Genomic DNA, 26,787 nt, shown 5'->3' with positions numbered 1-26,787 from the left:
GGCCCGCAACATTAATGGTGTCCGTCCGGGCCGCTGGATTACAGCGACGTCTTCAGGGCTGCCAGGAACTGGTCGTTCTCTTCGGGGGTGCTGACCGTGACCCGGATGCAGTTGGCCAGCAATTTATGCATTTTACTCAAATTTTTGATCAACACCTTCTCCCCGTGGAGAATCGCGCAGGCGCGCTCGGCATCCGGCACGCGCAGCGAGATGAAATTGGCGGCCGACGGGAACACTTCCACGCCCGGCAGCGCCGCCAAGGCGGCGGCCAGGCGCGTGCGTTCCTCGTTGAGCAGGCCCGCCTGGCGGTCCAGCACATCCAGGTGGTCCAGCGCGAACTCGGCCGCCACCTGGGTCAGCACATTGACGTTGTACGGCGGGCGCACTTTCTCGAATTCCGCCAGCAGCGGCGCCGCGGCCGACATATAGCCGAGCCGGATGCCGGCCAGGCCCAGCTTGGACAGGGTGCGCATCACGACCAGGTTCGGATGGCGCGGCAGGCGCTCCATGAAGCTGACGCGGGCGAACGGTTGATAGGCCTCGTCGACCACCACGATGCCGTGCTCGCCGCAGGCCTCGATGATTTGCACCATGTCGTCGGCGTCGTACAGGTTGCCGGTCGGGTTGTTCGGATAGGCCAGGAACACGAGCGATGGCTTGCGCTCGTCGATCGCGGCCAGCATGGCCGGCAGGTCGAGCGAGAAATCGGACTTGATCGGCACGCCGACGAAATCCGCCCCCGCGAACTGGGCCGAGCGGGAGAACATCACGAAGGCCGGCACCGGGGCCATGACGACGGCGCGCGGGCCGTCCTGGCGCGCGATCGCGGTCGCCAGGATCGCGATCAGCTCGTCCGAGCCGTTGCCGAGCAGGACGTCGTAGCCTTCCGGGACGCCCAGCTTGCTGCAAATGCGGCTCTTGAGCGTGCTGTACGACGGCACCGGATAGCGGTTCAGCGCCGCCTCGGCCAGGCGCGCGCCCAACTCGGCGCGTAGTTCCTGCGGCAGCTGGTACGGGTTTTCCATCGAGTCGAGCTTGACGTAGCCGATCGAGTCCGGCACGTGATAACTGCCCACGGCGCGCACGTCGGCGCGGATGGTGTTCTCGATCAGTTTGGCGATGTCGGTCATGATGTTTCTTCCGTAATGGCGGCCTTGGCGGCCTTGCGTAGTTTCTTGGCTTTCGCCCCCGTCACCGGGACCTCGGGCGCGGCCAGGCGCTCGGCGATGATGGCGCAGTAGTCGGGATTCAGTTCGAAGCCGGTGTAGTGGCGGCCCAGGCGCCTGGCGGCAATCGCCGTGGTGCCACTGCCCATGAAGGGGTCGAGCACGATGCCGCCCGGCGGACAGGACGCCTTGACCATGCGCTCGATGATCTCGAGCGGCTTCTGGGTCGGGTGATCCGCCCGCTCCGGATGCTCGCGGTGCAGGCGCGACACGCTCCACACGTCCTTCGGGTTGTAGCCGACTTCGAGCCATTTTGCGCCGACGAAGATCGAGCGCGAGCGCGCCTTCTTGGTCTCGGCGTCGTACGGGATGCGCACCGCATCCAGGTCGAAGTAGTAATCCTTGCGCTTTGCGAAAAAGCCGATGGTGTCGTGCACCGACGAGAAGCTGCGCACGCTGCCGCCCATCGATGGCACCCGGCGGTCCCAGATGATCTCGTTCATCATCGTCATGCGTTTTTTCAGCATCACGAAGATCTCGGGCGCGAAGCGCCAGGTGAGGAAGATGTACAGGCTGCCGTTGGGTTTGAGCTTCGGCACGGCCGCGTCGATCCACTGCTCGGTCCAGGCCAGGTAGGCTTCGACGCTCTGCTGGTCCGAGGCATTGCCATAGTCCTTGCCCAGGTTGTAGGGCGGGTCGGTCAGGATCAGGTCGATGGAACCGTCCGGGATGCGCGCCAGGCCGGCCAGCGCATCCTCGCAGAATACCTGGTTGACCCAGGACGTCATGATTGCTGCGGCGGCACGGGGTTCAGACGCAGTTCGGCGCTGCGGGCGTGCGCCTGCAGGCCTTCGCCATACGCGAGGGTCGCGGCGACCTTGCCCAGCGTCTGGGCGCCGGCTTCGCTGACCTGGATGATCGACGAGCGTTTCTGGAAATCGTAGACGCCCAGCGGCGACGAGAAGCGCGCCGTGCGCGAAGTCGGCAGCACGTGGTTCGGACCGCAGCAGTAGTCGCCCAGCGATTCGGACGAAAAGCGTCCGAGGAACATGGCGCCGGCGTGGCGGATTTTATCGGCCCATTGCATTGGTTCGACGGCCGAGATTTCCAGGTGTTCGGCGGCGATCGAGCTGGCGATCTCGCATGCCTCATCCATGTCGCGCACGAGGATCAGCGCGCCGCGGTCGGTGAGCGACGTGGTGATGACTTCCTGGCGCGGCATGGTCGGCAGCAGCTTGTGGATGCTCTGCTCCACCCTGGCGATGTAGTCGGCGTCCGGGCACAGCAGGATGGCCTGCGCCAACTCGTCGTGCTCGGCCTGCGAGAACAGGTCCATCGCCACCCAGTCCGGGTCGGTGGTGCCGTCGCACAGCACCAGGATTTCCGATGGTCCCGCGATCATGTCGATGCCGACCGTGCCGAACACGCGGCGCTTGGCGGCGGCCACATAGGCGTTGCCGGGGCCGACGATCTTGTCGACCGGCTGGATGGTTTCGGTGCCGTAGGCCAGGGCGCCGACGGCTTGCGCGCCGCCGATGGTGATCACGCGCGTCACGCCGGCGATCGCGGCGGCGGCCAGCACCATCTGGTTCTTCACGCCGTCCGGGGTCGGCACGACCATGATGATTTCTTTCACGCCGGCGACGTGGGCCGGGATCGCGTTCATCAGCACCGACGACGGATACGCCGCCTTGCCGCCCGGGACATAGATGCCGACACGGTCGAGCGGGGTCACGCGCTGGCCCAGCACCGTGCCATCGGGTTCGGTGAAGGTGAATCCGGTCGAGGCTTCTTTCTGGCGCTCGTGGAACACGCGCACGCGCTCCGCCGCCACCTGCAGCGCGGCGCGCTGGGCTTCCGGCAAGGAAGCCAACGCCGTCTCGAGCTCAGCCTGGCCAATATCGAAGGCCGCCATCGACTGCGCGCCACCATTCGGGATACGATCGAATTTATTCGTGTATTCCAGCACAGCCGCATCGCCGCGCGCCTTCACGTCGCGCAGGATATGCGCGACCGCGGTCTCGATGGCGTCATCGGTTTCCGCTTCGAACGCCAGCAGGGCGTCGAGGGTGTTCTTGAAGTCGGGCGCGGAGGAGTCTAGCTTGCGGATCTGTACTGCCATGATGTGAGTCAGCCTTGTCGTTGGGAGGCGCGTTCAAACGCTTCCAGGATCGGTTTCAGGCGCTCGCGCTTGAGCTTGAGCGCGGCCTGGTTCACCACCAGGCGCGACGAGATGTCCATGATTTTCTCGACTTCGACCAGGTTGTTGGCGCGCAGGGTGCCGCCGGTCGAGACCACGTCGACGATGGCGTCCGACAGGCCGACCAGTGGCGCCAGCTCCATCGAGCCATACAGCTTGATCAGGTCGACGTGCACGCCCTTGCTGGCGAAATGCTCGCGCGCGGTGTTGACGAACTTGGTCGCCACCCGCAGGCGCGCGCCCTGGCGCACGGCGGTGTCGTAGTCGAAGCCGGCATTGACCGCGACCGACATGCGGCACTGGGCGATACGCAGGTCGATCGGCTGGTACAGCCCTTCCCCGCCGTGCTCGAGCAGCACGTCCTTGCCGGCCACGCCGAAGTCGGCGGCGCCATGCTGGACATAGGTCGGCACGTCGGAAGCGCGCACGATCAGCACCCGCACGCCGGGATCGTTGGTCGCGAGGATCAGCTTGCGCGAGGTTTCGGGGTTTTCCGTCACTTCGATCCCTGCCGCTGCCAGCAGCGGCAAGGTGTCTTCGAAGATGCGGCCCTTGGACAGCGCCAAAATCAGCTGGGGCTCCCCGTTTACGCCATTGAATGTCATTTGATTCGCTTACTTGATACGTACGATGTCGGCGCCAACCGCCGACAGCTTCACTTCCATCCGGTCATAGCCGCGATCGAGGTGGTAGATGCGGTCGATCAGGGTCGTGCCCTCGGCCGCCATGCCGGCGATCACCAGCGACGCCGAGGCGCGCAGGTCGGTCGCCATCACCGGCGCGCCGACCAGGCGGTTCACGCCCTTGATGAAGGCGGTATTGCCCTCGGTCGAGATCTGGGCGCCCAGGCGGTTCATCTCCTGCACGTGCATGAAGCGGTTTTCGAAGATGGTCTCGGTGACCTTCGACGGACCGTCGGCGATCGTGTTCACGGCCATGAACTGGGCCTGCATATCGGTCGGGAAGCCGGGATATTCGGTAGTGCGGAACGAGACCGGATGCGCACGGCCATCCATTTTCGCGCGGATGGTGTCGCCGCCGACCGTCAGCTGCAGGCCGATCTCGCGCAGCTTCTCGAGCGCCACGTCGAAGATGTCGGTGCGGGTATTGGTCAGCACGATGTCGCCGCCGGTGGCCGCCACCGCGCACAGGAAGGTCGCGGCCTCGATGCGGTCCGAGATCACCGCATGCTGCGCGCCGTGCAGTTCATCGACGCCCTGGATCACCAGGCGGTCGGTGCCGATGCCTTCGATCTTCGCGCCCATGGCCACCAGCAGGTTGGCCAGGTCGGTCACTTCCGGCTCGCGCGCCGCGTTCTCGAGCACCGTCTCGCCTTCGGCCAGGGTCGCGGCCATGAGCAGGTTCTCGGTGCCGGTCACGGTGATCATGTCGGTGTGGATGCGCGCACCTTTCAGCTTCTTCGCTTTCGCGTAGATGTAGCCGCCCTCGATCGTGATCTCGGCGCCCATCGCACGCAGGCCCTTGATGTGCTGGTCGACCGGCCGCGAGCCGATGGCGCAGCCGCCCGGCAGCGAGACCTTGGCTTCGCCGAAGCGCGCCAGCAGGGGGCCCAGCACCAGGATCGAGGCGCGCATGGTCTTGACCAGCTCGTACGGCGCCTCGAGCGTGTCGATGGCGCCGCCGTTGAGCGTCACCTTTTCGTTGTCCTGCACGACCTTGAGGCCGGTCTTTTCCAGGAGCTTGAGCATGGTGCGCACGTCGTGCAGGCGCGGCACGTTCGACAGCTGCAGGTCGCCGGCGGTGAGCAGGCCGGCGCACAGGATGGGCAGCGCCGCGTTCTTGGCGCCGGAAACCGGAATCTCACCTTGCAGGCGTTTGCCGCCGACGATCTGGAGCTTGTCCATGCTTATCCTTTGAATTCTTCAGGGGTCAGGGTTTTCATCGACAGCGCGTGGATTTCCTCGCGCATGCGGTCGCCCAGCGCCGCGTACACGATCTGGTGACGCTGGATGGGACGTTTGCCGGCAAAGGCCGGGGAGACGATCACGGCCTCGAAGTGATGGCCGTCGCCCTTCACGTCGAGGTGGGTGCATTCGAGGCCGGCGCTGATATAGCCGTGGATCAGTTCGGGTGTGGTCGCCACGTTAACTCCAGAGTAAATACTTGTATTCTTAATGGCGCAGATTGTAGCCGCGCTTGAGCAGATTGATCGCCACGGCCGTCAGCACCGCGAAGAACACGGTCACGACGGCCAGGCTGGTCCATGGCGAAACGTCGGACTGGCCGAAGAACCCATAGCGGAACCCGTCAATCATATAAAAGAACGGGTTGAAATGCGAGACGGTCAGCCAGAAAGGCGGCAGTTTTTGGACGGAATAGAACACACCGGCCAGGAAGGTCGCCGGCATGATCAAGAAGTTCTGGAACGCCGCCAGCTGGTCGAACTTCTCGGCCCAGATGCCGGCGATCGTGCCCATGGTGCCGAGGATGGCCGCGCCCAGCAGGGCGAAGACCAGGATCCATACCGGCGCCACGAACTCCAGGTGGGTAAACCAGGCGGTGATGATGAACACGCCGGCGCCGACCGCGATCCCGCGCAGCATCGAGGCCAGCACATAGGCCGACAGGATCTCGGCATGCGACAGCGGCGGCAGCAGGATGAACACCAGGTTGCCGCTGATCTTGGACTGGATCAGCGACGAGGACGAGTTGGCGAAGGCGTTCTGCAGCACGCTCATCATCACCAGGCCCGGGACCAGGAAGGAGGTGTACGCGACGCCGTCGAGCATCTCGACCCGGCCGTCGAGCACGTGGCCGAAGATCAGCAGGTAGAGCATGGCGGTGACCACCGGCGCGGCCACGGTCTGGGTCGCGACCTTCCAGAAGCGCAGCGACTCCTTGTAGAACAGGGTGCGGAAACCGATCGAGAACATTATTTACCCTCCTCCATGATCTGGATGAAGATGTCCTCGAGGTCGGCCTGCTCCAGCTGCATCTCGTCGATGACGGCGCCGTTCTCGCGCAGGCGCGCCAGGATCGGCTCCACCTCGCTTACCTCGTTCACGCGCAGCGTGTACTTGTTGCCATTGGTGTGCTCGTCGTGCGAAACCAGGGGCCGCAGGCTTTCCGGCAGGTCGCCCGATTTCAAATGGACCACCAGCTGCGAGCCTGACACCCGTCGCAGCAATGCGCTCATGCTGTCCAGCGCCACCACATTGCCGCGCCGGAGCATGGCCACGCGCTGGCACATGGCTTGCGCTTCTTCGAGGTAGTGGGTAGTGAGCACCACGGTGTGGCCGCCCTCGCGGTTCAGGCGCGCGATGAACTTCCACAGGGTCTGGCGCAGTTCGACGTCGACGCCGGCGGTCGGCTCGTCGAGCACGATCACGGGCGGGCGGTGCACCAGGGCTTGCGCCACCAGCACGCGCCGCTTCATGCCGCCCGACAGCGCGCGCATGTTCACGTCGGCCTTGTCGGTCAGGTCGAGGTTGTGCATCACTTCGTCGATCCAGGCATCGTTGTTGCGGATGCCGAAGTAGCCCGACTGCAGGCGCAGCGTCTCGCGCACGGTGAAGAAGGGATCGAACACCAGCTCCTGCGGCACCACGCCCAGGCGCTTGCGCGCTTCGCGGAAGTCCGTCACGACGTCGTGGCCGTGGATGCGCACGCTGCCGGCATCGGGCCGGATCAGGCCCGCGATGGTGGAGATCAGGGTGGTCTTGCCGGCGCCGTTCGGGCCCAGCAGGCCGAAGAACTCGCCTTCCTGGATGTCCAGGGAGACGCCCTTCAGGGCCTTGAAGCCCTTGTAGCTCTTCTCGACGCTATCAATCTGGATTGCTGTCATGCTTGTGGATGGCGCGGCGCGCAAGGTGGAAAGCGCACCGAAAGGACCGTGCGGTGAAACAGTCCATTATAGGTGAAATCGCCATGTCAAGCCGGCAGTGGGGAGATTCGGCCGGACGGCCTGGGAGGTAGGCTGAAAAGCAATCGGCGGCCAGTGGCCGCCGATGGTCAAGCTTGCGGCAGCAGCGTATCGACCCCGTACAGGGCCGCCAGCTTTTGCACGTTGTCGGGCACGTTCACAAATGTGAGGCGGTGGCCGGCGTCCAGCGCGCGGCGCTGCCAGGCCAGCAGCAGGGCCACGCCGGACGAATCGGCGGCCTGCACGCCGCCGAGATCGAACACGGTCTCGCCGGCGCGGATCGCCGCCGCACCCTGCTCCAGCGCCTGGGGGGCGGTGAGGAAGGTCAGGGCGTCGATCGACAGCATCGGATTGGATTCAGCCATGTGCGTCGATCACTTGGCCGGCGCCGCCAGCGGCTTGGACGCCAGCTGCGCGTTGCGGTCGGCCAGGCGCTTGATCAGGCCATCGACGCCGCTCTTGCTGATCTCGCTGTTGAAGGTGCTGGTATAGGTCTGGACCAGCCAGGCGCCCAGCACGTTCACGTCATAGATCTTCCAGCTGCCCTTCTCGTTGCTCAGGCGGTAGTTCAGGGTGATCGGCTCGCCGCGGGTGACGTTCACCTGCGAGCGCACTTCGACGTCGGTATCGGTCGGCGAACCGCGCATCGGCTTGAACTCGACGGTTTCGTTCTTGATGGTCGACAGCGCGCCGGCGTAGGTGTACACCAGCAGGTCGCGGAACTCTTTCGTCAGCTTCTGCTTCTGCTCCGGGGTGGCTGCACGCCAGTGGCGGCCGGCCGCCTGCTGGGTCATCTTCTCGGCGTCGACGTAGGGCAGGATCTTGGCGTTGACCAGGTCCATGATCTTGGCGCGGTTGCCGGCCTGGATGTCCTTGTCGGCCTTGACGCTGTCGATCACTTCATTGCTGATGCGCTTGACCAGCGCGTCCGGCGCTTCGGCGGCGGCCACCGGCGCGGCGACCAGGACGGTGGAGAATGCCATGGTGGCGGCAGCGGCTACCAGGTGCATGAATGGCTTCATAGTTTCCTTTCGGTTGGCGGCGGCGAAGGCCGCACGCACGGTTGATCTTGTTACTGCCCGGCGTCGTCGTCGACCTTGCGCGGCACGTCGCCGTCGTAGACCTGGCTCTCGCGGCGCTGCAGGTAGCCGTCGCGCAGGAACTCGTAGCGGTCCAGGGCGGCGTCTTCGAGCAGGCTCGATGCGTCGAGCAGCGAGGCGCGGGTATCGACCACCCGCACCGCGGCGCCGATATTGCGCCAGTTGGCCGGTTCCTTGTATTTCCAGATGTCGCCGCCGATATCGGCCGGCAAGGCCGCGGTATCACGCACGGTAGATGGGCCCAGCAGCGGCAAAATCAAGTAGGGGCCGCTTGGCACGCCCCACTTGCCCAGGGTCTGGCCAAAGTCTTCGTCGCTTTTCTGCATGCCCGCTTCGGAAGCGATGTCGAGCAGGCCGAAGATACCGAAGGTCGAGTTCAGCGCAACGCGGCCGAAATCGGTGCCGGCTTGCTCCGGCTTACCTTGCAACAAGTTGTTGACCGAGCTCCAGGCATCCGACAGGTTGCCGAAGAAATTACCGACACCGGTCTGGGCAAAGCCCGGCACGACTTTCTTGTAGCCGGTGGCCACCGGCTTGAGCACGGTGCGGTCGACCGCGTCGTTGAAGCTGAACATGGCGCGGTTATAACCTTCCAGCGGATCCTGGGGGTTGGATGCGGTGGTTGCACAGCCAGTCAGGATCAGTACAGCGGCGGCAGCGGCGCACAGGCGCAGGTGCGAGAGCGTCACGGCGTAGTTCATTGACTACCTTCCTTTCCTTCAGCAGCGCTGTTATAGATAAATTGATTAATCAAGTCTTCCAGGACTGTCGCCGACTGGGTGCGAACGATGCGATCGCCTTCCGCCAGGTTCTTTTCGTCACCACCGGCTTCGATGCCGATGTATTGCTCGCCCAACAAGCCAGCAGTCAATATTTTCAACGAGCTGTCTTTAGGGAATTTATATTCAGACTCCATATCAAGGCGCACCGATGCCTGGAAGCTCTTGTCGTCGAAGGAGATGTCACCCACGCGACCGACCACCACACCGGCGCTCTTGACCGGCGCCTGCGGCTTGAGTCCACCGATATTGTCGAAGCGGCCCGTGACCGAATAGGTCTGGCCGAACGACAGCGTTCTCATGTTTCCTGCCTGGAAGGCCAGGAACAGCAGCGCGGCCAGACCCAGCAGAACGAACAGGCCAACCCAGACGTCGATAGTTTTGCGATGCATTTGAATACCCTACAGTAACCGAGTTAACCGTTTATTAATTATTTATTGAACATCAAGGCGGTCATGACGAAGTTCAGTCCCCAGACCAGCAACGATGCGATCACAACGGTGCGCGTGGTTGCGCGCGACACGTCTTCCGGCGTCGGCTGGGCCTGGTAGCCCTGGAACAGGGCGGTAAAGGTCACTGCGATGCCAAAGATAAAGCTTTTAATCACGCCGTTCAGTACGTCATCTCGCACATCGACGCCGGACTGCATCTGCGACCAGAACGAGCCTTCGTCGACGCCGATCAGTTTGACGCCAACAATATAGCCACCGAGCACACCCACCGCCGAGAACACGGTAGCCAGCACCGGCATGGCGATCACGCCGGCCCAGAAACGCGGCGCCAGCACCCGTTGCACCGGGTTGATGGCCATCATTTCCATGGCAGACAATTGTTCGCCGGCTTTCATCAGGCCGATCTGGGCGGTGAGCGAGGTACCGGCGCGGCCGGCGAACAGCAGCGCCGTGACCACCGGCCCCAGTTCGCGCACCAGCGCCAGCGCCACGACCTGGCCCAGCATCTGCTCGGCGCCGTACTGGTTCAGCGTGTAATACCCCTGCAGACCCAGCACCATGCCGACGAACAGGCCGGACACGGCGATGATCACCAGCGAATAGTTGCCGATGAAGTGAATCTGCTCGGAAATCAGGCCAGGACGGCGGAACGCGCCCGGCGACACACCCAGCAGGTTGAAGAAGGAACGCACGGCAAAGCCGAGGCCGGCGAAGGCTTCGCGCACGGTGCAGCCGACCAGGCCGAGGACGCGGGCGATCATTTGCGCGCTCCCAGGCCCAGGTCGTCGGCCAGCGACTTGCCGGGATAGTGGAACGGCACCGGACCGTCCGGGGCGGCATTGACGAATTGTTTCACGTAAGGATCTTCCGAGACACGCAAGTCGTCCGGCGTGCCCTCGGCCACGATCTTGCCGGCCGACATGAAGTATACATAGTCGGCGATCGCGAAGCATTCGTGCACGTCGTGCGAGACGAGGATCGAGGTCGAGCCCAGCGCGTCGTTCAGGTTGCGGATCAGGTTGGCGGTCACGCCCATCGAGATCGGATCAAGGCCGGCGAAGGGCTCGTCGTACATGATCAGTTCGGGATCGAGCGCCACCGCGCGCGCCACGGCCACCCGGCGCGCCATGCCGCCCGAGATCTCGGCCGGTTTCAGGCGGTGCGCATTGCGCAGGCCGACGGCGTTGAGCTTCATGAGCACCAGGTCGCGGATCAGTTCTTCAGGCAGGTCGGTGTGTTCGCGCAGCGGAAAGGCGACGTTGTCGAATACCGACAGGTCGGTGAACAGGGCGCCGAACTGGAACAGCATGCCCATGCGGCGGCGCAGGCGGTACAGGCCTTCGGTGTCGAGCCGGTGCACGACTTCGCCACCGATGCGGACTTCGCCGCGCTGGGGACGGATCTGGCCGCCGATCAGGCGCAGCACCGTGGTCTTGCCGCAACCCGACCCGCCCATGACAGCAATAAGCTTGCCACGTGGAAAGTCCATACGGAGATTCGACAGGATGGAACGCTCACCGTAAGCAAAATGCAGATCGCGGATTTCGACTAGGTTCGACACAGCGTAATTAATGTTTGGGGAATCCGGTATTGTAGTGCAGAAAGCTATTTACCTGCTTGAGGGACCCGATTTTACCCCCAGGTGGCGACGTACTATTACAACACTAATAACTATTGGGTCAGCAATTTCAACCCATAAGTGATTGTTTTTGTTGAGATATGTATGTTTCACAATATTGCGATTGTTGAATTGTATCAACAAGTGCCTCGTTGAAACGGCCGGAAGAGCGACTTTAAGCTCTTCCTAATTACTGCGCCGCGTGTTAACGGTTTTTTGCACCGCAGCATGATATGGGGCGCAATGCTGAAATAACAAGTGACAATATATGCAATAGTTTGTCGCCGAATTGTCAACGCCGGTTCAGGCGCCGAAATGACGCTCCACCTCGGCCCAGGCGCGCGCCCTCCCCTCTGCCGCCCGCTCCGCGCCCAGCGCCAGTCCTTCCGCCGAAAACACCGTCACGTCCTTCAGGCCGATCATGGCCAGGATGGCGCGCAGGTAGGGCTCGAGGAAGTCCGGCTGGCGCGCCCGTTCGCCGGTACGGATGCCGCCGCTGGCCAGCGCCAGGTAGACCGGACGGTCGCGCAGGTTGCCGACCTTGCCCTCTGGCGTCGGCCGCATGGTGCGGTTGATGCGCACCACGTGGTCGATCCAGGACTTGAGGGTCGAGGGCACGGTGAGGTTGTGCATCGGGGTGCCGATCACGACGATGTCGGCCCGCACCAGTTCCTCGATCAGGCCATCGGAGCGCAGTTGCGCGCCATCGACGCCCGGCTCGTTGGCGGCGCTGGACAGGGCCAGCGTATAGCCGGCGTCGATGTGCGGCAGCGCGGCCTGGTCGTCGCCGCCGGCCAGTTCGCGCATGGTGACGCTGGCGCCGGGATGGCGCGCCAGCAGCCGTTCGACCACGTGGTTGGACAGTGCGCGGCTGGCCGCTTGCGCGCCGCGCGGGCTGGCGCTGATGTGCAGGATGTTCATGGTGGCTCCGGTGTCGATGTTACGGTCAGGCGAAGTGCAGGCGCAGGCCGCACATCGCGAGGATGATGGTGGTGGCCAGCAGCGCGGCGAACACGATGCCGCCCGCCAGCACGCGGTCGGCGTTGGCGCGCGGCGCATGGTGCGCCAGCATCACGATGCGCAGGCCGCAGAAGGCATGCACCACCACGAAGAATACCCCGCCCAGGTAGTACGGCAGCAGGCGGATGTTCCACGGGTCGAGCAGCATGCCGGTGGGCGCGCCGATCGCGAAGCCCCAGTCGGTGTCGATCCCGAAATGCACGCGCGCCAGGTACAGCACCGCGTTCAGGTGGCTGATCACGGCCCATGTCAGGAACACGCCGCCGGCCACCTGCAGGGTGCGCGCCGCGTCCATCGGCCGCGCGCTCCAGCGCCAGGCCAGGCGCAGGCCGGTCACGATCATGAAGGCGAATACGCCGACCAGCAGCGGCTCCACGAACGGCGAGCGGTACGCGACGCGCAGCACGTCCATCACTGCTTTATGCGCTTCAGGCCCCACCAGGCCGACCAGGTGGTTACTGAAGTGGAAGGCCAGGAACAGCAGCGCCAGCACGGCGCCGACGCCGTGCGCCTTGCGCCAGCCGGCGCTCGGCGCGCCGGCCGCGGACGCCGCCTGGCGCCGGGGCGTCCGGTCGGCGCTGGCGATGCGCAGCGCCAGCGCGCTCCACACCAGCAGCAGGAAGCCGCGGTCCCAGTCGGGATGGCCGGCCAGCAGGGCCACGACCCCGGTCAGGGTGAACATCGGCGGCGCCGCCACCGCCAGCAGCGCGGTGCGGCGCGCCGCCAGTTCGGCGGGGCTGGGTTCAGCGATGCGGCCAAGGCGCAGCGCGGCGCCGAAGGCGATCGCCGGCATCGCCAGCGCGGCCGCCAGGGCCAGGGCGGCGCCGAGCCAGGCGCCGCTGCCGTCACCGCGCTCGACCGCCTTCGCCGCGCCGTGATACAGGGCCAGCAGCCAGGGATAGATGGCGGCCGCCAGCGGCGCCGCGAACCAGTGCGCCTTCATGGAACGATCACGTGGTCCGGGCGCGCCAGGGCGAAGGCGGCGTCGCGGTCCGGCGCCGGCGGATAGATCCACTGGGTGTTGATGGTGCGCTTGAGTTCCTTGCCCTCGGCGCGGGTCAGCCTGACTTGACGGTCCCAGCCCTCGGTGTACAACGCGCCCCACGGACCGATATCCAGGCAGGTGACGTATTTCGGCTGGCTGTAGGCATGCAGCGGCAGGCCGACCAGTTCGGCCACCGCGTTGTAGCCGGCCACCCGGCCCAGGCTCAGCGCATGCTGGCACGACATCGCGGCCACGTTGCCCTGGTCGTCGGTGGCGGCGCGCGCCACGTCGCCGGTGACGTAGATGCCGTCCGCGCCTGGCGCGCGCAGGTAGGGGTCGGCGTGCACGCGGCCGAAGCGGTCGATCTCGCCGCCGACCTGCTCGGCCAGCGGATTGGCGCGCATGCCGGCGGTCCAGATCACGGTGGCGGCGGCGAAGGTGCGGCCGTCCGAGGTCACCACGCCGCCCGGGCCGATCGCGGCCACGCCGCTCGAGACGAAGGTTTCGACGCCGACTTCGCGCAGCGCTTCCTCGATCACGGGACGCGGGCCGGCGCCCAGTTCGGGGCCCACCACCGGCGCGTGTTCCAGCATCAGCACCCGCACCTTCGCATCCTGGCCGAGGATGGCGCGCAGGCGCTCCGGCATGTCGGCCGCGGTCTCGATGCCGGTGAAGCCGGCGCCGACCACCACCACCGTGTCGCGCGCCTCGCTCTGCGGCCTGGCTGCCAGGCCTTGCAGGTGCCGCTCCAGCCTTTCGGCCTGTTGCAGCTGGTCGACGTTGAACGCATACTCGGCCAGGCCCGGCACGTTCGGCGTCAACACCTGGCTGCCGGCGGCCAGCACGAAGCGGTCGTACGGCAAGGTGGTCTGGCTGCCGTTGTTCAGCGCGACCGTGATCTGGCGGCCCTGGGCATCGATCTTCTCGATGCGGCCGGCGACATGGCGTACGCCGACCGCGGTGAACAGCGGACCCAGTTCGGGCGCCATGTTCTCCAGCTTCGCCTCGTACAGGCGCGGACGGATGTGCAGCTCGGCCACCGGCGAAACGACTGTGATCGCGAGTTCGTCCGACTTGCCGGCCACGTGGGCGGCGCGCGCCGCGGAGATGGCGGCCCACAGGCCTGCGAAGCCGCTGCCGGCGATGATGACGTTCTGGATCATGGGGTGCTCCCGGTTGGTTGTCGATGGCTGCATTCTGGGGGTAGACTGGCCTCATGTATTGATCCAGTCCTCTTACAAACGATTGATCCACTTCTCATGACAGAGGCATCGTCCACACGATCGAGCCGCACCGCGCTGGCACTCGGCGATCCAGCCGCGGGGGAGACCCTGCAGCGCTGGCTGTACCGCAGCCTGCGCCAGGCCATCCTCGATGGCCGCCTGGCGGAAGGCGCGCTGCTGCCCGGCACCCGCGCACTGGCGCAGCAGTACGCGCTAGCGCGCGGCACCGTGCAACTGGCCTACGACCAGCTGCTGTCCGAGGGTTACCTGCAGGCGCTGCGCGGCAGCGGCACCCGGGTCAGCCGGGTGCTGCCGGACACCAGCCTGCAGGCCGGGCCGGCGTTGGCGCGCGCGCCGCAAGACCCGCCCTCGCGCTTCGAGCCCGGCGGCCCCTGGCTGCGCAACGTCGGCGGCCAGGCGCCCGCCTTTCCGCTACGGCCCGGCAGCGGCCTGCCGCCCGCCTTCCACCCGCACCGCTGCGACGTGCGCGGCTTTCCGATCGACTTGTGGCGGCGCCTCCATGGCCGTCACCTGCGTTCGTCGAAACTGGCGATCCTGTCCGAGAACGAGGCCGCCGGCCTGGCCGCGCTGCGGGTGGCGATCGCGCGCCACCTCGACCTGGCGCGCGGGGTCGCGGTCTCGCCCGACCAGGTCGTGATCCTGGGCAGCGTGCAGCAGGCCCTCGACATCTGCCTGCGCCTGCTGGTGCAACCGGGCGAGGCGGTGTGGATGGAAGATCCGGGCTATCCCGGCGCGCGCCAGGCCATGCAGGCGCATGGCGCGCGGGTGGTCGACGTCGCGCTCGATGGCGACGGCATGCGGGTGCACGAGGCATTGGACCGTGCGCCGGATGCGCGGCTGGCCTATGTGACGCCGGCGCGCCAGGCGCCGCTGGGGATGGCGCTGGCGCCGGAACGCCGGCTGGCCCTGCTGCATTGGGCACGAACGCGCGGCGCCATCGTGTTCGAGGACGACTACGACAGCGAATACCGCTTCGGCGCGAAACCGGTGCCGGCGCTGCGCAGCATGGAGGGGGCCGAATCGCACGTGGTACTGGCCGGCACCTTCAGCAAGCTGCTGTTCCCGGCGATCCGGCTGGCCTTCGTGGCCCTGCCCTGGCAACTGGTCGACCCGTTCATCCGGGCCGCGTCGCTGGCGGCGCGCAATGCGAACGCGCTGTCGCAGGCGGTGCTGGCCGACTTCATCGACGATGGGCACTTCGACCGCCACGTGCGGCGCATGCGGCGCGTGTATGCGGGCCGCGCGGCGGCCTTCGAAGAGGCGGCGCAACGTCACTGGCAAGGCCTGATCGAGGTGCCACCGGTGACGGCGGGGCTGGACGTGGTGACGCGCCTGCTGGCGCATGAGGAACGCGATGCCTGGCAGCGGCTGAATGCAGCCGGCTTGACGGCGTTTCCGCTGGAGAGATACTGCGCGCAGGCGACATTGCCGCCATCGCTGGTGATGGGATTTGCCGCCTTCGACGAGGCGGCGATCGAGCAGGGAGCAAAGGCGGTGGCGGCCGCGTTGCGCGGCCGCCGTTAGGTTCTCAACGCGGCAGGCTGGAGACGCCCATCAGGAACTCGTCCACCGAGCGTGCGCACTGGCGGCCTTCGCGGATCGCCCACACCACCAGCGACTGGCCGCGGCGCATGTCGCCGGCGGCGAACAGCTTCGGGTTCGAGGTCTGGTAGGCGCTGTCGCCCTCGGTCGTGGCGCGCGCATTGCCGCGCGGGTCTTTCTGCACGCCGAAGGCGTCCAGCACCTGCTGCACCGGCGAGACGAAGCCCATGGCCAGGAACACCAGGTCGGCCTTGAGTTCGAATTCGCTGTCCGGCACTTCGCTCATCTTGCCGTCCTTCCACTCGACGCGGCAGGCGATCAGCTTCTCGACCTTGCCGCCCTTGCCTTCCAGGCGCTTGGTCGCCACCGCCCAGTCGCGCTCGCAGCCTTCCTCGTGCGACGACGAAGTGCGCAGGCGGGTCGGCCAGTAAGGCCAGACCAGCGGCTTGTTTTCCTGTTCCGGCGGCTGCGGCATCAGTTCGAACTGGGTGACCGACGCGGCGCCGTGGCGGTTCGAGGTGCCGACGCAGTCCGAGCCCGTATCGCCGCCGCCGATCACCACCACGTGCTTGCCGGTGGCCTTGATCTGGTCCTTGACCTTGTCGCCGGCATTGACGCGGTTCTGCTGCGGCAGGAAGTCCATCGCGAAGTGCACGCCTTTCAGCTGGCGGCCCGGGACCGGCAGGTCGCGCGGCTGTTCTGCGCCGCCGGCCAGGATCACGGCGTCGAAGTCTTTTTCCAGGTCTTCCGGGAAGATCGTTTCGCACGCCATATTGCTGACCGTGGCCGGGAAGTCCTTGCCGATCAGGACGCTGGTGCGGAAGGTCACGCCCTCCGCCTGCATCTGTTCCACGCGACGGTCGATCAGGTCCTTCTCCATCTTGAAGTCGGGGATCCCGTAGCGCAGCAGGCCGCCGATGCGATCGCTCTTCTCGAACACGGTGACATCATGGCCGGCGCGCGCCAGTTGCTGGGCCGCGGCCAGGCCGGCGGGGCCGGAACCGACGATGGCGACCTTCTTGCCGGTCTTGCTGGTCGGCGGCTGCGGCACCACCCAGCCGTGTTCCCAGCCGGTGTCGATGATCTTGCGCTCGATCGACTTGATGCCGACCGGATCGTTGTTGATCCCCAGGGTACAGGCCGATTCGCACGGCGCCGGGCAGATGCGGCCGGTGAACTCGGGGAAGTTATTGGTCGAGTGCAGATTATCCAGCGCGTGGCGGTAGTTGCCATGGAAGACCAGGTCGTTCCAGTCCGGGATCATATTGTTGACCGGGCAGCCCGTATTGCAGAACGGGATGCCGCAATCCATGCAGCGCGCGCCCTGCACCTTGGCCTGGCCGTCGGTCAGGGTGACGACGAATTCCTTGTAGTTCTTCAGGCGCACGGGCGGGTCGAGGTATTCCTCTTCCTGTCGTGCGAATTCCATGAAACCGGTGATTTTGCCCACAATGTATCCTTTAATTTTCCGCTAGCGTGATCAGCACCAAGGTCATCCCCGCGACGGCGGGGATCCAAGTTCCGCGGTCTCAGGCCGCCAATTCAATCTTGTCGTTCGCTTCTTCCATGCTCGAGTTGTGCATCTCCTCGAGGGCGCGCTTGTAATCGGTCGGGAACACCTTGACGAACTTGGCGCGGCTATTGGCCCAGTCGTCGAGCAGGTTGCGCGCGCGCGTGCTGCCGGTGTGCTTGAAGTGACGTTCGATCAGGCGGCGCAGGATGGTCTCGTCGCATTCGCGTTCGCCATTGCGCGTCTGGCTGTGCCAGGCCGCCGGGTCGCTCTGCTCCTTGGCCGACAGCACCGGTTCCAGGTTGACCATCGTGGTATTGCAGCGGCCCGCAAACTCGCCTTTCGGATCGTAGACGAAGGCCACGCCGCCCGACATGCCGGCCGCGAAGTTGCGTCCGGTTTCGCCCAGCACCACCACGGTACCGCCGGTCATGTATTCGCAACCGTGGTCGCCGCAACCCTCGACCACCGCGATGGCGCCCGAGTTACGCACCGCGAAGCGCTCGCCGGCCACGCCGTTGAAGAAGGCTTCGCCCGAGATCGCGCCATACATCACGGTATTGCCGACGATGATGTTGTCCACCGCCCAGCCACGGAACTCGGTGTTCGGCCGCACGATGATGCGGCCGCCCGACAGGCCCTTGCCGACGTAGTCGTTGCCTTCGCCGACCAGGTCGATCGTGATGCCGCCGGCCAGGAAGGCCGCCGCCGACTGGCCCGCGGTCCCCTGCAGCTGGATGTGGATGGTGTCGTCCGGCAGGCCGGCGTGGCCATAGCGCTTGGCGACTTCGCCCGACAGCATGGCGCCGACGGTGCGGTTCAGGTTCTTCACCGGCGAGATGAACGAGACGCGCTCGCCCTTCTCCAGCGCGGCCTTGGCTTGCGCGATCAGCTTGTGGTCCAGCGCCTTGTCCAGGCCGTGGTCCTGCTCACCGGTGTGGTAAAGCGAGGTGCGACAGTCGACTTGCGGCTGGTAGAAGATGTTCGAGAAGTCCAGGCCCTGCGCCTTCCAGTGGCCGATCGCCTTCGATTTGTCGAGCAGGTCGGCGCGGCCGATCAACTCGTCGTAGCTGCGGATGCCCAACTGGGCCATGATCTGGCGCGCTTCTTCGGCGACGAAGAAGAAGTAATTCACGACGTGTTCAGGTTTGCCCTGGAACTTGGCGCGCAGGACCGGGTCTTGCGTGGCCACGCCTACCGGGCAGGTATTCAGGTGGCATTTACGCATCATGATGCAGCCTTCGACCACCAGCGGTGCAGTGGCGAAGCCCACTTCGTCGGCGCCCAGCATGGCGGCGATGACGACGTCGCGGCCGGTGCGCATCTGGCCATCTGCTTGAACCCGAATTCGGCTGCGCAGGCCGTTCAGCACCAGGGTCTGCTGGGTTTCCGCCAGGCCCAGCTCCCATGGGGTGCCGGCATGCTTGACCGAGGACAGCGGCGAGGCGCCGGTACCGCCATCGTGGCCTGCGACCACCACGTGGTCGGCCTTGGCTTTCGATACGCCGGCGGCGACGGTGCCGATACCGACTTCCGACACCAGTTTCACGGAGATCGAAGCGCGCGGGTTGGCGTTCTTGAGGTCGTGGATCAGCTGGGCCAGGTCTTCGATCGAATAGATGTCATGGTGCGGCGGCGGCGAGATCAGGCCGACACCCGGCACCGAGAAGCGCAGGCTGGCGATGTACTCGGACACCTTATGGCCCGGCAGCTGGCCGCCTTCGCCCGGCTTGGCGCCTTGCGCCATCTTGATCTGGATCTGGTCGGCCGCGTTCAGGTATTCGGCGGTGACGCCGAATCGGCCCGAGGCCACCTGCTTGATCTTCGAGCGCAGCGAATCGCCTTCTTCGAGCGGGATGTCGACCATCACGCGGTCCTTGCCCAGGACCGAGGACAGGCTCTCGCCCTTCTTGATCGCGATGCCCTTGAATTCGTTCAGGTAGCGCGCCGGATCTTCGCCGCCTTCGCCGGTATTGCTCTTGCCGCCGATGCGGTTCATCGCGATCGCCAGGGTGGCGTGGGCTTCGGTGCTGATCGAGCCGAGCGACATCGCGCCGGTGGCGAAGCGCTTGACGATGTCCTTGGCTGGTTCGACTTCCTCGATCGGGATCGCCTTGTCGCGATCGATCCTGAACTCGAACAGGCCGCGCAGCGTCAAGTGACGGCGCGTCTGGTCGTTGATCAGCTGGGCGTACTCTTTATAGGTCGAGAAGTTGTTGGCGCGGGTCGAGTGCTGCAGCTTGGCGATCGCGTCCGGCGTCCACAGGTGGTCTTCGCCGCGCACGCGGAAGGCGTATTCGCCGCCGACGTCGAGGCTATTGGCCAGCACCGGATCGTTGCCGAAGGCCAGCGCGTGCAGGCGCAGCGCTTCTTCCGCCACTTCGAACAGGCCGATGCCTTCGACGTTCGACGAGGTGCCCTTGAAGTATTTGTCGACCAGCGACTTGTTCAGGCCCACGGCTTCGAAGATCTGCGCGCCGCAGTAGGACATATAGGTGGAGATGCCCATCTTCGACATCACCTTGAGCAGGCCCTTGCCGATCGCCTTGATGTAGTTGTAGCTCGCGGTCTCCGCCGACATCTCGTGCGGCATGCCGTGGGCCAGTTCGGCCAGGGTTTCCAGGGCCAGGTAGGGGTGGACGGCTTCGGCGCCGTAGCCTGCCAGCAGGGCGAAGTGGTGGGTCTCGCGCGCCGAGCCGGTTTCGATCACCAGGCCGGTGGAGGCGCGCAGGCCTTTTGCCACCAGGTGCTGGTGCACGCTGGAAGTGGCCAAGAGCGCGGGGATCGCGACCAGGTCGGGCGACAGGCGGCGATCCGACACGATCAGGATGTTGTGGCCCGACTTGACGGCGTCGACCGCTTCGGCGCACAGCGAGGCCAGCGAGGCTTCGATGCCTTCCTTGCCCCAGGCGACCGGATAGCAGATGTTCAGCTCATAGGCCTTGAACTTGCTGCCGGTGTGCTGGCCGATCGCGCGCAGGCGCGCCATGTCGTCGAAGCCCAGGATCGGCTGCGACACCTCCAGGCGCATCGGCGGGTTGACGTTGTTGGTGTCGAGGATGTTCGGTTTCGGGCCGATGAAGGACACCAGCGACATGACCATGCTTTCGCGGATCGGGTCGATCGGCGGGTTGGTCACTTGCGCGAACAGCTGCTTGAAGTAGTTATACAGCGGCTTGAGTTTGTTCGAGGTGACGGCCAGCGGCGAGTCGTTGCCCATCGAGCCGGTGGCTTCCTCGCCCAGCACGGCCATCGGGGCCATCAGGAATTTGAGGTCTTCCTGCGTGTAGCCGAAGGCTTGCTGGCGGTCGAGCAGGGTCAGGGGCTGCTTCTCTCCCTGCGCGTCTTTCGCGCGGCCCGCCATCAGCTGTGACTCGGACAATTTGACTTCATTGAGCTTGATGCGCACCGACTTGATCCAGGCCTTATACGGCTTGGCGTTGGCGAAGCTGTCTTTCAGCTCCTTGTCGTCGATGATGCGGCCGGCTTCGAGGTCGATCAGGAACATCTTGCCCGGCTGGAGACGCCATTTTTTGACGATGCGCGATTCGGGGATCGGCAGCACGCCCGACTCGGAGGCCATGACGACCAGGTCATCCTCGGTGATGACGTAGCGCGCCGGACGCAGGCCGTTGCGGTCCAGGGTGCCGCCGATGTGGCGGCCGTCGGTGAAGGCCATGGCGGCCGGGCCGTCCCATGGTTCCATCATCGCCGCGTGGTACTCGTAGAAGGCGCGGCGGTTGTCGTCCATCGCGGTGTGGTTTTCCCAGGCTTCCGGGATCATCATCATCATCGCCTGAGCCACCGGGTAGCCGGCCATCACCAGCAGTTCGAGCGCGTTGTCGAAGCAGGCGGTGTCGGACTGGCCTTCGTAAATCAGCGGGAACAGCTTGTTCAGGTCTTCGCCCAGCACGGCCGACTTGAGCATGCCCTCGCGCGCGCGGGTCCAGTTGAAGTTGCCCTTGACGGTATTGATCTCGCCGTTGTGGGCGATCATGCGGTACGGGTGGGCCAGCGGCCACTCGGGGAAGGTATTGGTCGAGAAGCGCTGGTGGACCAGGGACAGGGCCGAGATGCAGCGCGGATCCTGCAGGTCTTTATAGTAGACGCCGACCTGGTCGGCCAGCAGCAGGCCTTTATAGACGATGGTGCGCGCCGACATCGACGGCACGAAGAACTCCTTGCCGTGCAGGAGTTTCAGGGCCTGGATCGCGTGACCCGACGATTTGCGGATGACGTACAGCTTGCGTTCCAGTGCATCGGTGACCATGATGTCCGGGCCGCGGCCGATGAAGATCTGGCGGATGACCGGTTCCTTGGCGCGCACGAACGGCGACATCGGCATGGTCTCGTCGACCGGCACATTGCGCCAGCCCAGCACGACCTGGCCTTCGATGCGCACGGCGCGTTCGATCTCCTGTTCGCAGGCGATGCGCGACGCATGCTCTTTCGGCAGAAACACCATGCCCACGCCATATTCGCCGGGCGGCGGCAGTTCGATGCCCTGCTTGGCCATCTCGTCGCGGAAATACTGGTCCGGAATCTGGATCAGGATGCCGGCCCCGTCGCCCATCAGCGCATCGGCGCCGACCGCACCCCGGTGGTCGAGGTTCTTCAGGATCTGCAGACCCTGTTCAATAATCGAATGACTCTTGTTGCCCTTGATATGGGCGATGAAGCCGACGCCGCAGGCATCGTGTTCATTGGCGGGATCATACAAACCTTGGGCAATCATGCGACATTCTCCACAACTTTTCGGGATCGAATGCCGAGAATAGTGCACTGCAAAATACGCCGTCAACCAGAATAATTAGGGTCAGAGTCGAATTGTTTGACAACTTTTTGTCTTGACGATTAATTGGGGACAGAGTCGATTGAAGTTGCTTAATGTCACTTGGTTGAACATCAAGCCTTTGATTTATATAAGAATTTGGGAAAAAAAACGGCACTAATAACCGCGCCGTTGTGTCAAGAATTCGCCGTTTCAGGCGACTGAAAGCGGTGGCAAGGGGGGATTGAACGGACGTCCACGCTTGGCCGGCAAGATGCGGCGTTGCGTTTTTTGCTCGAGTTCGCTCTTGAAGTTAACCGAACCCAGCGGCTGGTTCTTCAGGATCGCGACCGTGATGAATTCGACCTCTTCTGTGCTCAGGCCTTGCCGGACCATGTCGATATAAGCGGCCTCACGCTGGAATGGCGTATTGCCCAGCCCCCAGAATAAGGGATGATCGGCGACCAGGGTGTCGGTGCGGATGCCGGCATGGTGGGCATAACTCGACCACGGATAGTCTTCCGGGGCAATGGAAAGCTGCGCACGCACGGGATTGAGTTCGATATAGCGGCTGCAGGTCATGAAATAGCGGTCCGAATCGATCAGCGAGGTACGGAAACGTCCTTCGAACAGGCCGCCGCTGCGCTCGTACTTGTGATTGAACCAGGGGACATACAGGCGCCCCACCTTTTGCATCATCAGCGCCAGGCCGGTGGCGTCATTCGGCGTGGCCAGCAGGTGCAGGTGGTTCGGCATCAGCACATAGGCGTGGATTGCCACGTCATAGAACTTGGCGCCCTCCTTGAGCCAGACCAGGAAGCGCTGGTAATCGGCCTGTTCGCGAAAGATCACCTGGCGGTTATTGCCGCGCTGGATGACGTGGTGCGGTTGCTCGGGAACGATGAGTCGGGGTTGGCGTGCCATGGCGTCTGCTCAAATGTTGAGCAGGGAATTCTACAATAGAAATCGACTCTGTCCCTAATTAATCGCAAGCCGCCGCGAAAACGCGCTGACTCTGCCCCCATTTATTGGACATACAAGACCAAAGCAATGATCGCCGTGCTATTTTGCGCAAATTTGTATAAAACCAGCAAAAATGCAGAGGAAATTGGCCAATAATTCTACTCTGACCCTAATTGAGGGTGAAGCCGGCGGAGAGGCTGTAGCCTTCGCCGTAGGCGCTGCGCAGCGGGAGGTCCTGGCCGAGGCCGGAGCGGGCTTTCTTGCGCAGGCGGTAGACCAGCATGTCGACCCGGCGGCTGGCGTCGGGGTCTTCGCCGCCCATGCCGGCCACGATCACATGGCGCGGGACGGGACGGGTGTTGATCGTCAGCAGGTGCAGGAAGTTGCACTCTTTTTCGGTCAGGTCGATCACCTTGCCCATCAGCTCGAGCTGGCGCGCGCTCACGCGCAGGGTCCACTTGCTCGGGGCCGGGGCCGGGTCCGGTGGGCGCACGCGGCGGTCCAGGGCTTCGATGTGGGCCGCCAGTTCGGGGAACTTGATCGGCTTGGTCAAATAATGGTCGGCGCCCAGGCGCAGGCCCAGGATGCGGTGGTCGAAGGCCACCCGGCCCGTCAATACCAGCAGGCCGATCTCGGGATAGAGCTGGCGCATGCGGGGGATCACGTTGAAACCGTCTTCGTCCGGCAATCCGAGGTCGAGCACGACCACCGCGGCCGGCGTGCGCGTCAGCGCCGCCCACATTTCGCTGGCGGTCCTGGCGATCGTCACTTCGTGGTCGAGTTCCTTCAGGAACTCGGCCATGTCGTCGGCGTATTCGCCATTGTCTTCAACAATCAATATCTGCGTCATGCCTTGGCCATATTGTTCTTCAACCCGGCAATGATGCCGATGGTAGCGTTATCCACGCCGGGTCGCGGTCCGATTATCACTGCTGAGGCGGTCTGAAGCAAGGAGTTGTTCTTCTAGTGTCCTGAATTGGAAGTTCGTTGAATAATTAATGCGGCGAAATCGGTTCTAGACAAGGAGCAAAGCACAGCAAGACCGGGTGGCCTCGCGCATTTGCGACGCAGTATCGGGCCGATTCTCGCCGTATTAATTCAACGAACTTCCAATTCAGGACACTAGAGGCCCAGCGCCGGCATCCAAAGTCGGAATTCGGCGCCCGCCCCTTCTTCGCCCGGCGCCAGGCTCAACACCCCGCCATGCACCTCGACGATCGAGCGCGCCATGTAGAGGCCCAGGCCGCTGCCGGCCATGCCGCCGGCGTTGCGGCCGCGGTAGCCCTTGTCGAACACCCGCGCCACGTCTTCCGGCGGCACGCCGGCGCCGCCGTCGAGCACCGCCACCTCGATCCCGCCGCCGCTGCGCCGGGCGCGCAGCACCACGGCGGCCGACGGCGGCGAAAACGCCAGCGCGTTGTCGATCAAGACCTTGAGCGCCAGCCGCAAGCCCTCCGGCTCGCCGCGCAGCGTCAACTGCTTCCGGTCGCTCGTGGACAGCTGGTCCAGCCGCAGCACGGCTTCGCGCCCGGCCGCGCGGATCTGGGTGGCGCCGGTCTCGACCAGGTCGCCCACGGTGATCGTGTTCGGCTGGCGCGAACGGCCGAGCGCGGCCATGCGGTCCGGCGACAGGTATTCGTCGAGCATGCCGATCAGGCGGTCGACCGCGGCGCCGATCTTGCGGTAGCGCGTGCGGGTCGGTTCGTCGGCGTGGTTCGAGGTCGCCTCGAGGCGCTGGATGGCGCCGTCGATGGTGGCCAGCGGGGTGCGGAATTCGTGGTTGAGCATGCTGGCGAAGCGTTTCTGCTCGCTTTGATGGGCGCGCCACGCCGACAGGTCGCGCAGCAGGCCGACCAGGGTCGATGGCTCGTCACGCATGACGGTGGCCAGGGCTTCCAGCGCCAGCGGCCGCCCCTCGGCATCGAGCAGGTCGAACTCGCGCCGGCCGAGCGCGCCGGGTTCGCCGCCGGCCGCCTCGCGCAGCCAGGCCGCGAGCGGCGCCAGCGGCGAGCCGCCGTCGCTGTCGAGCGCCTGCTGCAGCGCATCGGGGGCGAAGCTGCTCAGCGCGCCGAAGGCAGGGCTCAGGTAGCCGAGGCGACGCGCGGGCAGCGCGATGGCGAAGGCCACGTCGCCACCCAGTTCGGCGATCGTGCGGAACTGCCTGGCCGACAAGGTCTCGTCGTCGGGACAGTCCGGGACGGGGGCGGAGGGCGGCGTGGCAGCATGGGGGCGGGACGTCATCAAGGCTCTTTCTTAACCAACTGGCAAGGATGTCAGGTTTACCAGCAAGTATACAGCCGCAAAACGCAGCCGCAAAAGATGTTTGTGAAATATCTCGTCGCCGGTAAGCCATGATTGCCGCTCCGCGGCGCGAAAATGCACGATGCCCGCGCAAAGAAATGCGCCATCGCCCGGCGAGTTGAGGGATAATTCGCGCATGAACGATACTGCAACCCTTCCCCCGCTCCCAGACCGGCTGTCGATCGATCCGAGCAGCCCATTCCACAACCGTGACGTGTTCCAGCACGAAGTCGGCATCCGTTTCAACGACAAGGATCGCTACGACGTCGAAGAGTATTGTCTCAGCGAAGGCTGGATCAAAGTCGCTGCCGGCAAGACCCTCGATCGCAAGGGCAAGCCGATGCTCATCAAGCTCAAGGGCAAGGTCGAGGCCTTCTACAAGTAAGCCATCTCCACGCGGCCTTGCGCCGCGTGTCTTCCGGCCAGCGCCCGGTTCGGCTCAAGCCAGCGAGCGCGACGCCAGCTCCATTCCCAGCCCGACCAGGAACGCCAGGAAGCACTGCCTGAAGCGTCTGGCGCCGATGCGCGCCCGGATCGCCTGCCCGACCCACATCCCCAGCAGCGCCGGCGCGATGGCCAGCGCCGACAGGCCCAGTTGCTCGAGCGCGAAGGCGCCGTGCGCCGCCAGGCCGATGGCCAGCGCCACCGTCGACACCGTGAACGACAGGCCGAGCGCCTGCACCAGTTCATCCTTGTCCAGCCGCAGCGCCTGCAGATAGGGTACCGCAGGCACCACGAACACACCGGTGGCGCCGGTCACCAGTCCCGTCGCCACGCCCACCACCGGTCCCAGCCAGGATTCATGGCGCCGCGGCAGCGCCAGGTCCGGCGCGGCCAGCGCATAGCCGGCGTACAGGATCAGGGTCAGGCCCAGCGCCAGGCTGGCCGTCTGCGGATCGACCCGCGCCAGCAGCACCACGCCGCCGGCCGTGCCGACCACGGTCCCCAGCAACATCGGCCACAGGCGCGCCACCAGCCGCCCGATCGACGGACCCGCCATCGTCTGCAGCACATTGGTCACGAAGGACGGCAGCACCAGCAGCGCGGCGGCGGCGGCCGGCGCCATGGCGATGCCCAGCAAGCCCATGGCCACCGTGGGCAGGCCCATGCCGGTGACGCCCTTGACCAGGCCCGCGAGCAGGAAGGTTGCGAAGAGGATGGCAAGCAGATGAGAGGATTCGTTCATGGCGCGTATTGAACCAGCCGGCCTTCCCCGGCACAATGCGGTTTTCCCACTGCCGCCTTCGGCTATT

Annotated in this window: 26 protein-coding genes; 2 read left to right on the top strand and 24 right to left on the bottom strand. The window is 65.1% G+C overall.

From position 1 onward, the window contains the following. Positions 1–38 precede the first annotated feature (38 nt). The 17 genes from hisC to Q9246_RS15175 form a co-directional block, all read right to left on the bottom strand. Complete coding sequence (gene hisC, locus Q9246_RS15255; RefSeq protein WP_306391456.1) at positions 39–1,130, bottom strand: histidinol-phosphate transaminase; 1,092 nt, start codon at positions 1,128–1,130, stop codon at positions 39–41. Further along, complete coding sequence (locus tag Q9246_RS15250) at positions 1,127–1,954, bottom strand: DNA-methyltransferase (RefSeq protein ID WP_306391455.1); 828 nt, start codon at positions 1,952–1,954, stop codon at positions 1,127–1,129. Before Q9246_RS15250 ends, hisC begins: the two co-directional genes overlap by 4 nt. Next, entirely contained in the window at positions 1,951–3,288 is a 1,338-nt protein-coding gene (hisD, locus tag Q9246_RS15245) for a histidinol dehydrogenase (protein ID WP_306391454.1), read from the bottom strand. Before hisD ends, Q9246_RS15250 begins: the two co-directional genes overlap by 4 nt. Positions 3,289–3,296: 8 nt before the next feature. Then, complete coding sequence (hisG, locus tag Q9246_RS15240; RefSeq protein WP_306391453.1) at positions 3,297–3,971, bottom strand: ATP phosphoribosyltransferase; 675 nt, start codon at positions 3,969–3,971, stop codon at positions 3,297–3,299. Positions 3,972–3,980: 9 nt separating this feature from the next. After that, the gene (gene murA, locus Q9246_RS15235) at positions 3,981–5,231 is read right to left on the bottom strand and encodes a UDP-N-acetylglucosamine 1-carboxyvinyltransferase (RefSeq protein ID WP_306391452.1); all 1,251 of its coding nucleotides are present in this window, start codon (positions 5,229–5,231) and stop codon (positions 3,981–3,983) included. A gap of 2 nt (positions 5,232–5,233) precedes the next feature. Then, positions 5,234–5,470 (bottom strand): BolA family protein, encoded by a 237-nt coding sequence (locus tag Q9246_RS15230; protein WP_109345839.1) that lies wholly within the window; start codon positions 5,468–5,470, stop codon positions 5,234–5,236. A 28-nt stretch (positions 5,471–5,498) separates the two neighbouring features. Next, positions 5,499–6,260, bottom strand: coding sequence for an ABC transporter permease (locus Q9246_RS15225; RefSeq protein ID WP_306391449.1), 762 nt, complete (start codon positions 6,258–6,260; stop codon positions 5,499–5,501). Next, the gene (locus Q9246_RS15220; protein ID WP_306391448.1) at positions 6,260–7,171 is read right to left on the bottom strand and encodes an ABC transporter ATP-binding protein; all 912 of its coding nucleotides are present in this window, start codon (positions 7,169–7,171) and stop codon (positions 6,260–6,262) included. The genes Q9246_RS15225 and Q9246_RS15220 overlap by 1 nt, the downstream gene beginning before the upstream one ends. Before the next feature lie 167 nt (positions 7,172–7,338). Further along, a complete protein-coding gene (locus Q9246_RS15215; protein ID WP_306391447.1) occupies positions 7,339–7,614 on the bottom strand; it encodes an STAS domain-containing protein in 276 nt (91 codons plus the stop codon). A gap of 9 nt (positions 7,615–7,623) precedes the next feature. Then, positions 7,624–8,271: an MlaC/ttg2D family ABC transporter substrate-binding protein gene (locus Q9246_RS15210; protein WP_306391445.1), complete on the bottom strand. Its 648-nt coding sequence runs from the start codon at positions 8,269–8,271 to the stop codon at positions 7,624–7,626. 50 nt (positions 8,272–8,321) lie between these two features. Continuing rightward, positions 8,322–9,050 carry an MlaA family lipoprotein gene (locus tag Q9246_RS15205; protein WP_306391442.1) on the bottom strand — a complete coding sequence of 243 codons (729 nt, stop codon included), beginning with the start codon at positions 9,048–9,050 and terminating at the stop codon, positions 8,322–8,324. Beyond that, positions 9,047–9,520 carry an outer membrane lipid asymmetry maintenance protein MlaD gene (gene mlaD / locus Q9246_RS15200; protein ID WP_306391441.1) on the bottom strand — a complete coding sequence of 158 codons (474 nt, stop codon included), beginning with the start codon at positions 9,518–9,520 and terminating at the stop codon, positions 9,047–9,049. The genes Q9246_RS15205 and mlaD overlap by 4 nt, the downstream gene beginning before the upstream one ends. Positions 9,521–9,558: 38 nt before the next feature. Then, positions 9,559–10,341 (bottom strand): lipid asymmetry maintenance ABC transporter permease subunit MlaE, encoded by a 783-nt coding sequence (gene mlaE / locus Q9246_RS15195; RefSeq protein WP_306391439.1) that lies wholly within the window; start codon positions 10,339–10,341, stop codon positions 9,559–9,561. Beyond that, positions 10,338–11,141, bottom strand: a complete 804-nt coding sequence (locus Q9246_RS15190; protein WP_306391438.1) for an ABC transporter ATP-binding protein — start codon at positions 11,139–11,141, stop codon at positions 10,338–10,340. The genes mlaE and Q9246_RS15190 overlap by 4 nt, the downstream gene beginning before the upstream one ends. 360 nt (positions 11,142–11,501) lie before the next feature. After that, complete coding sequence (locus tag Q9246_RS15185) at positions 11,502–12,119, bottom strand: FMN-dependent NADH-azoreductase (protein WP_306391437.1); 618 nt, start codon at positions 12,117–12,119, stop codon at positions 11,502–11,504. A 25-nt stretch (positions 12,120–12,144) separates the two neighbouring features. Continuing rightward, positions 12,145–13,161 (bottom strand): hypothetical protein, encoded by a 1,017-nt coding sequence (locus Q9246_RS15180; protein ID WP_306391435.1) that lies wholly within the window; start codon positions 13,159–13,161, stop codon positions 12,145–12,147. Further along, positions 13,158–14,366 carry an NAD(P)/FAD-dependent oxidoreductase gene (locus Q9246_RS15175; RefSeq protein ID WP_306391433.1) on the bottom strand — a complete coding sequence of 403 codons (1,209 nt, stop codon included), beginning with the start codon at positions 14,364–14,366 and terminating at the stop codon, positions 13,158–13,160. The genes Q9246_RS15180 and Q9246_RS15175 overlap by 4 nt, the downstream gene beginning before the upstream one ends. A 96-nt stretch (positions 14,367–14,462) precedes the next feature. Here Q9246_RS15175 and pdxR point away from each other — a divergent pair, with 96 nt between their 5' ends. Then, on the top strand, positions 14,463–15,971 hold the full coding sequence (gene pdxR / locus Q9246_RS15170; RefSeq protein WP_306391432.1) for a MocR-like pyridoxine biosynthesis transcription factor PdxR: 1,509 nt from the start codon (positions 14,463–14,465) through the stop codon (positions 15,969–15,971). 4 nt (positions 15,972–15,975) lie between these two features. Here pdxR and Q9246_RS15165 read toward each other — a convergent pair whose 3' ends face one another. The 6 genes from Q9246_RS15165 to Q9246_RS15140 all read right to left on the bottom strand — a co-directional run bounded on the left by Q9246_RS15165 (position 15,976) and on the right by Q9246_RS15140 (position 25,672). Further along, a complete protein-coding gene (locus Q9246_RS15165) occupies positions 15,976–17,439 on the bottom strand; it encodes a glutamate synthase subunit beta (RefSeq protein ID WP_306391431.1) in 1,464 nt (487 codons plus the stop codon). A gap of 79 nt (positions 17,440–17,518) precedes the next feature. Next, positions 17,519–22,234: a glutamate synthase-related protein gene (locus tag Q9246_RS15160; protein ID WP_306391430.1), complete on the bottom strand. Its 4,716-nt coding sequence runs from the start codon at positions 22,232–22,234 to the stop codon at positions 17,519–17,521. A gap of 249 nt (positions 22,235–22,483) precedes the next feature. Continuing rightward, entirely contained in the window at positions 22,484–23,194 is a 711-nt protein-coding gene (locus tag Q9246_RS15155) for a transposase (RefSeq protein ID WP_306391429.1), read from the bottom strand. Positions 23,195–23,402: 208 nt separating this feature from the next. Beyond that, positions 23,403–24,083 carry a response regulator transcription factor gene (locus Q9246_RS15150; protein ID WP_306391428.1) on the bottom strand — a complete coding sequence of 227 codons (681 nt, stop codon included), beginning with the start codon at positions 24,081–24,083 and terminating at the stop codon, positions 23,403–23,405. Between the two features lie 272 nt (positions 24,084–24,355). Continuing rightward, complete coding sequence (locus Q9246_RS15145; RefSeq protein ID WP_306391426.1) at positions 24,356–25,474, bottom strand: sensor histidine kinase; 1,119 nt, start codon at positions 25,472–25,474, stop codon at positions 24,356–24,358. A gap of 12 nt (positions 25,475–25,486) precedes the next feature. Further along, complete coding sequence (locus Q9246_RS15140) at positions 25,487–25,672, bottom strand: hypothetical protein (protein ID WP_306391424.1); 186 nt, start codon at positions 25,670–25,672, stop codon at positions 25,487–25,489. On the opposite strand from Q9246_RS15140, the gene Q9246_RS15135 reads away from it, so the two are divergent. Further along, positions 25,671–25,919, top strand: coding sequence for a DUF3297 family protein (locus Q9246_RS15135; protein ID WP_306391422.1), 249 nt, complete (start codon positions 25,671–25,673; stop codon positions 25,917–25,919). The two genes, Q9246_RS15140 and Q9246_RS15135, sit on opposite strands and share 2 nt — an antisense overlap. A gap of 54 nt (positions 25,920–25,973) precedes the next feature. Here Q9246_RS15135 and Q9246_RS15130 read toward each other — a convergent pair whose 3' ends face one another. After that, positions 25,974–26,720, bottom strand: coding sequence for a sulfite exporter TauE/SafE family protein (locus tag Q9246_RS15130; RefSeq protein WP_306391421.1), 747 nt, complete (start codon positions 26,718–26,720; stop codon positions 25,974–25,976). Positions 26,721–26,787 lie beyond the last annotated feature (67 nt).

Origin of the sequence: Telluria beijingensis (assembly GCF_030770395.1) — a bacterium.
GTDB classification, from domain to species: Bacteria; Pseudomonadota; Gammaproteobacteria; order Burkholderiales; family Burkholderiaceae_D; genus Telluria; species Telluria beijingensis.
This window is presented reverse-complemented; position numbering and strand designations above follow the sequence as displayed.

Excerpts from the sequence above, each read along its gene's own strand:
- mlaD (WP_306391441.1), bottom strand. The coding sequence starts at position 9,520 with ATGCATCGCAAAACTATCGACGTCTGGGTTGGCCTGTTCGTTCTGCTG.
- hisG (WP_306391453.1), bottom strand. The coding sequence starts at position 3,971 with ATGACATTCAATGGCGTAAACGGGGAGCCCCAGCTGATTTTGGCGCTG.
- hisC (WP_306391456.1), bottom strand. The coding sequence starts at position 1,130 with ATGACCGACATCGCCAAACTGATCGAGAACACCATCCGCGCCGACGTG.
- Q9246_RS15180 (WP_306391435.1), bottom strand. The coding sequence starts at position 13,161 with ATGAAGGCGCACTGGTTCGCGGCGCCGCTGGCGGCCGCCATCTATCCC.
- Q9246_RS15210 (WP_306391445.1), bottom strand. The coding sequence starts at position 8,271 with ATGAAGCCATTCATGCACCTGGTAGCCGCTGCCGCCACCATGGCATTC.
- Q9246_RS15150 (WP_306391428.1), bottom strand. The coding sequence starts at position 24,083 with ATGACGCAGATATTGATTGTTGAAGACAATGGCGAATACGCCGACGAC.
- Q9246_RS15185 (WP_306391437.1), bottom strand. The coding sequence starts at position 12,119 with ATGAACATCCTGCACATCAGCGCCAGCCCGCGCGGCGCGCAAGCGGCC.
- Q9246_RS15135 (WP_306391422.1), top strand. The coding sequence starts at position 25,671 with ATGAACGATACTGCAACCCTTCCCCCGCTCCCAGACCGGCTGTCGATC.
- Q9246_RS15220 (WP_306391448.1), bottom strand. The coding sequence starts at position 7,171 with ATGACAGCAATCCAGATTGATAGCGTCGAGAAGAGCTACAAGGGCTTC.
- Q9246_RS15140 (WP_306391424.1), bottom strand. The coding sequence starts at position 25,672 with ATGCGCGAATTATCCCTCAACTCGCCGGGCGATGGCGCATTTCTTTGC.
- Q9246_RS15145 (WP_306391426.1), bottom strand. The coding sequence starts at position 25,474 with ATGACGTCCCGCCCCCATGCTGCCACGCCGCCCTCCGCCCCCGTCCCG.
- Q9246_RS15175 (WP_306391433.1), bottom strand. The coding sequence starts at position 14,366 with ATGATCCAGAACGTCATCATCGCCGGCAGCGGCTTCGCAGGCCTGTGG.
- pdxR (WP_306391432.1), top strand. The coding sequence starts at position 14,463 with ATGACAGAGGCATCGTCCACACGATCGAGCCGCACCGCGCTGGCACTC.
- Q9246_RS15130 (WP_306391421.1), bottom strand. The coding sequence starts at position 26,720 with ATGAACGAATCCTCTCATCTGCTTGCCATCCTCTTCGCAACCTTCCTG.
- Q9246_RS15225 (WP_306391449.1), bottom strand. The coding sequence starts at position 6,260 with ATGTTCTCGATCGGTTTCCGCACCCTGTTCTACAAGGAGTCGCTGCGC.
- Q9246_RS15205 (WP_306391442.1), bottom strand. The coding sequence starts at position 9,050 with ATGAACTACGCCGTGACGCTCTCGCACCTGCGCCTGTGCGCCGCTGCC.
- Q9246_RS15250 (WP_306391455.1), bottom strand. The coding sequence starts at position 1,954 with ATGACGTCCTGGGTCAACCAGGTATTCTGCGAGGATGCGCTGGCCGGC.
- hisD (WP_306391454.1), bottom strand. The coding sequence starts at position 3,288 with ATGGCAGTACAGATCCGCAAGCTAGACTCCTCCGCGCCCGACTTCAAG.
- murA (WP_306391452.1), bottom strand. The coding sequence starts at position 5,231 with ATGGACAAGCTCCAGATCGTCGGCGGCAAACGCCTGCAAGGTGAGATT.
- Q9246_RS15160 (WP_306391430.1), bottom strand. The coding sequence starts at position 22,234 with ATGATTGCCCAAGGTTTGTATGATCCCGCCAATGAACACGATGCCTGC.
- Q9246_RS15215 (WP_306391447.1), bottom strand. The coding sequence starts at position 7,614 with ATGGCTGAATCCAATCCGATGCTGTCGATCGACGCCCTGACCTTCCTC.
- mlaE (WP_306391439.1), bottom strand. The coding sequence starts at position 10,341 with ATGATCGCCCGCGTCCTCGGCCTGGTCGGCTGCACCGTGCGCGAAGCC.
- Q9246_RS15155 (WP_306391429.1), bottom strand. The coding sequence starts at position 23,194 with ATGGCACGCCAACCCCGACTCATCGTTCCCGAGCAACCGCACCACGTC.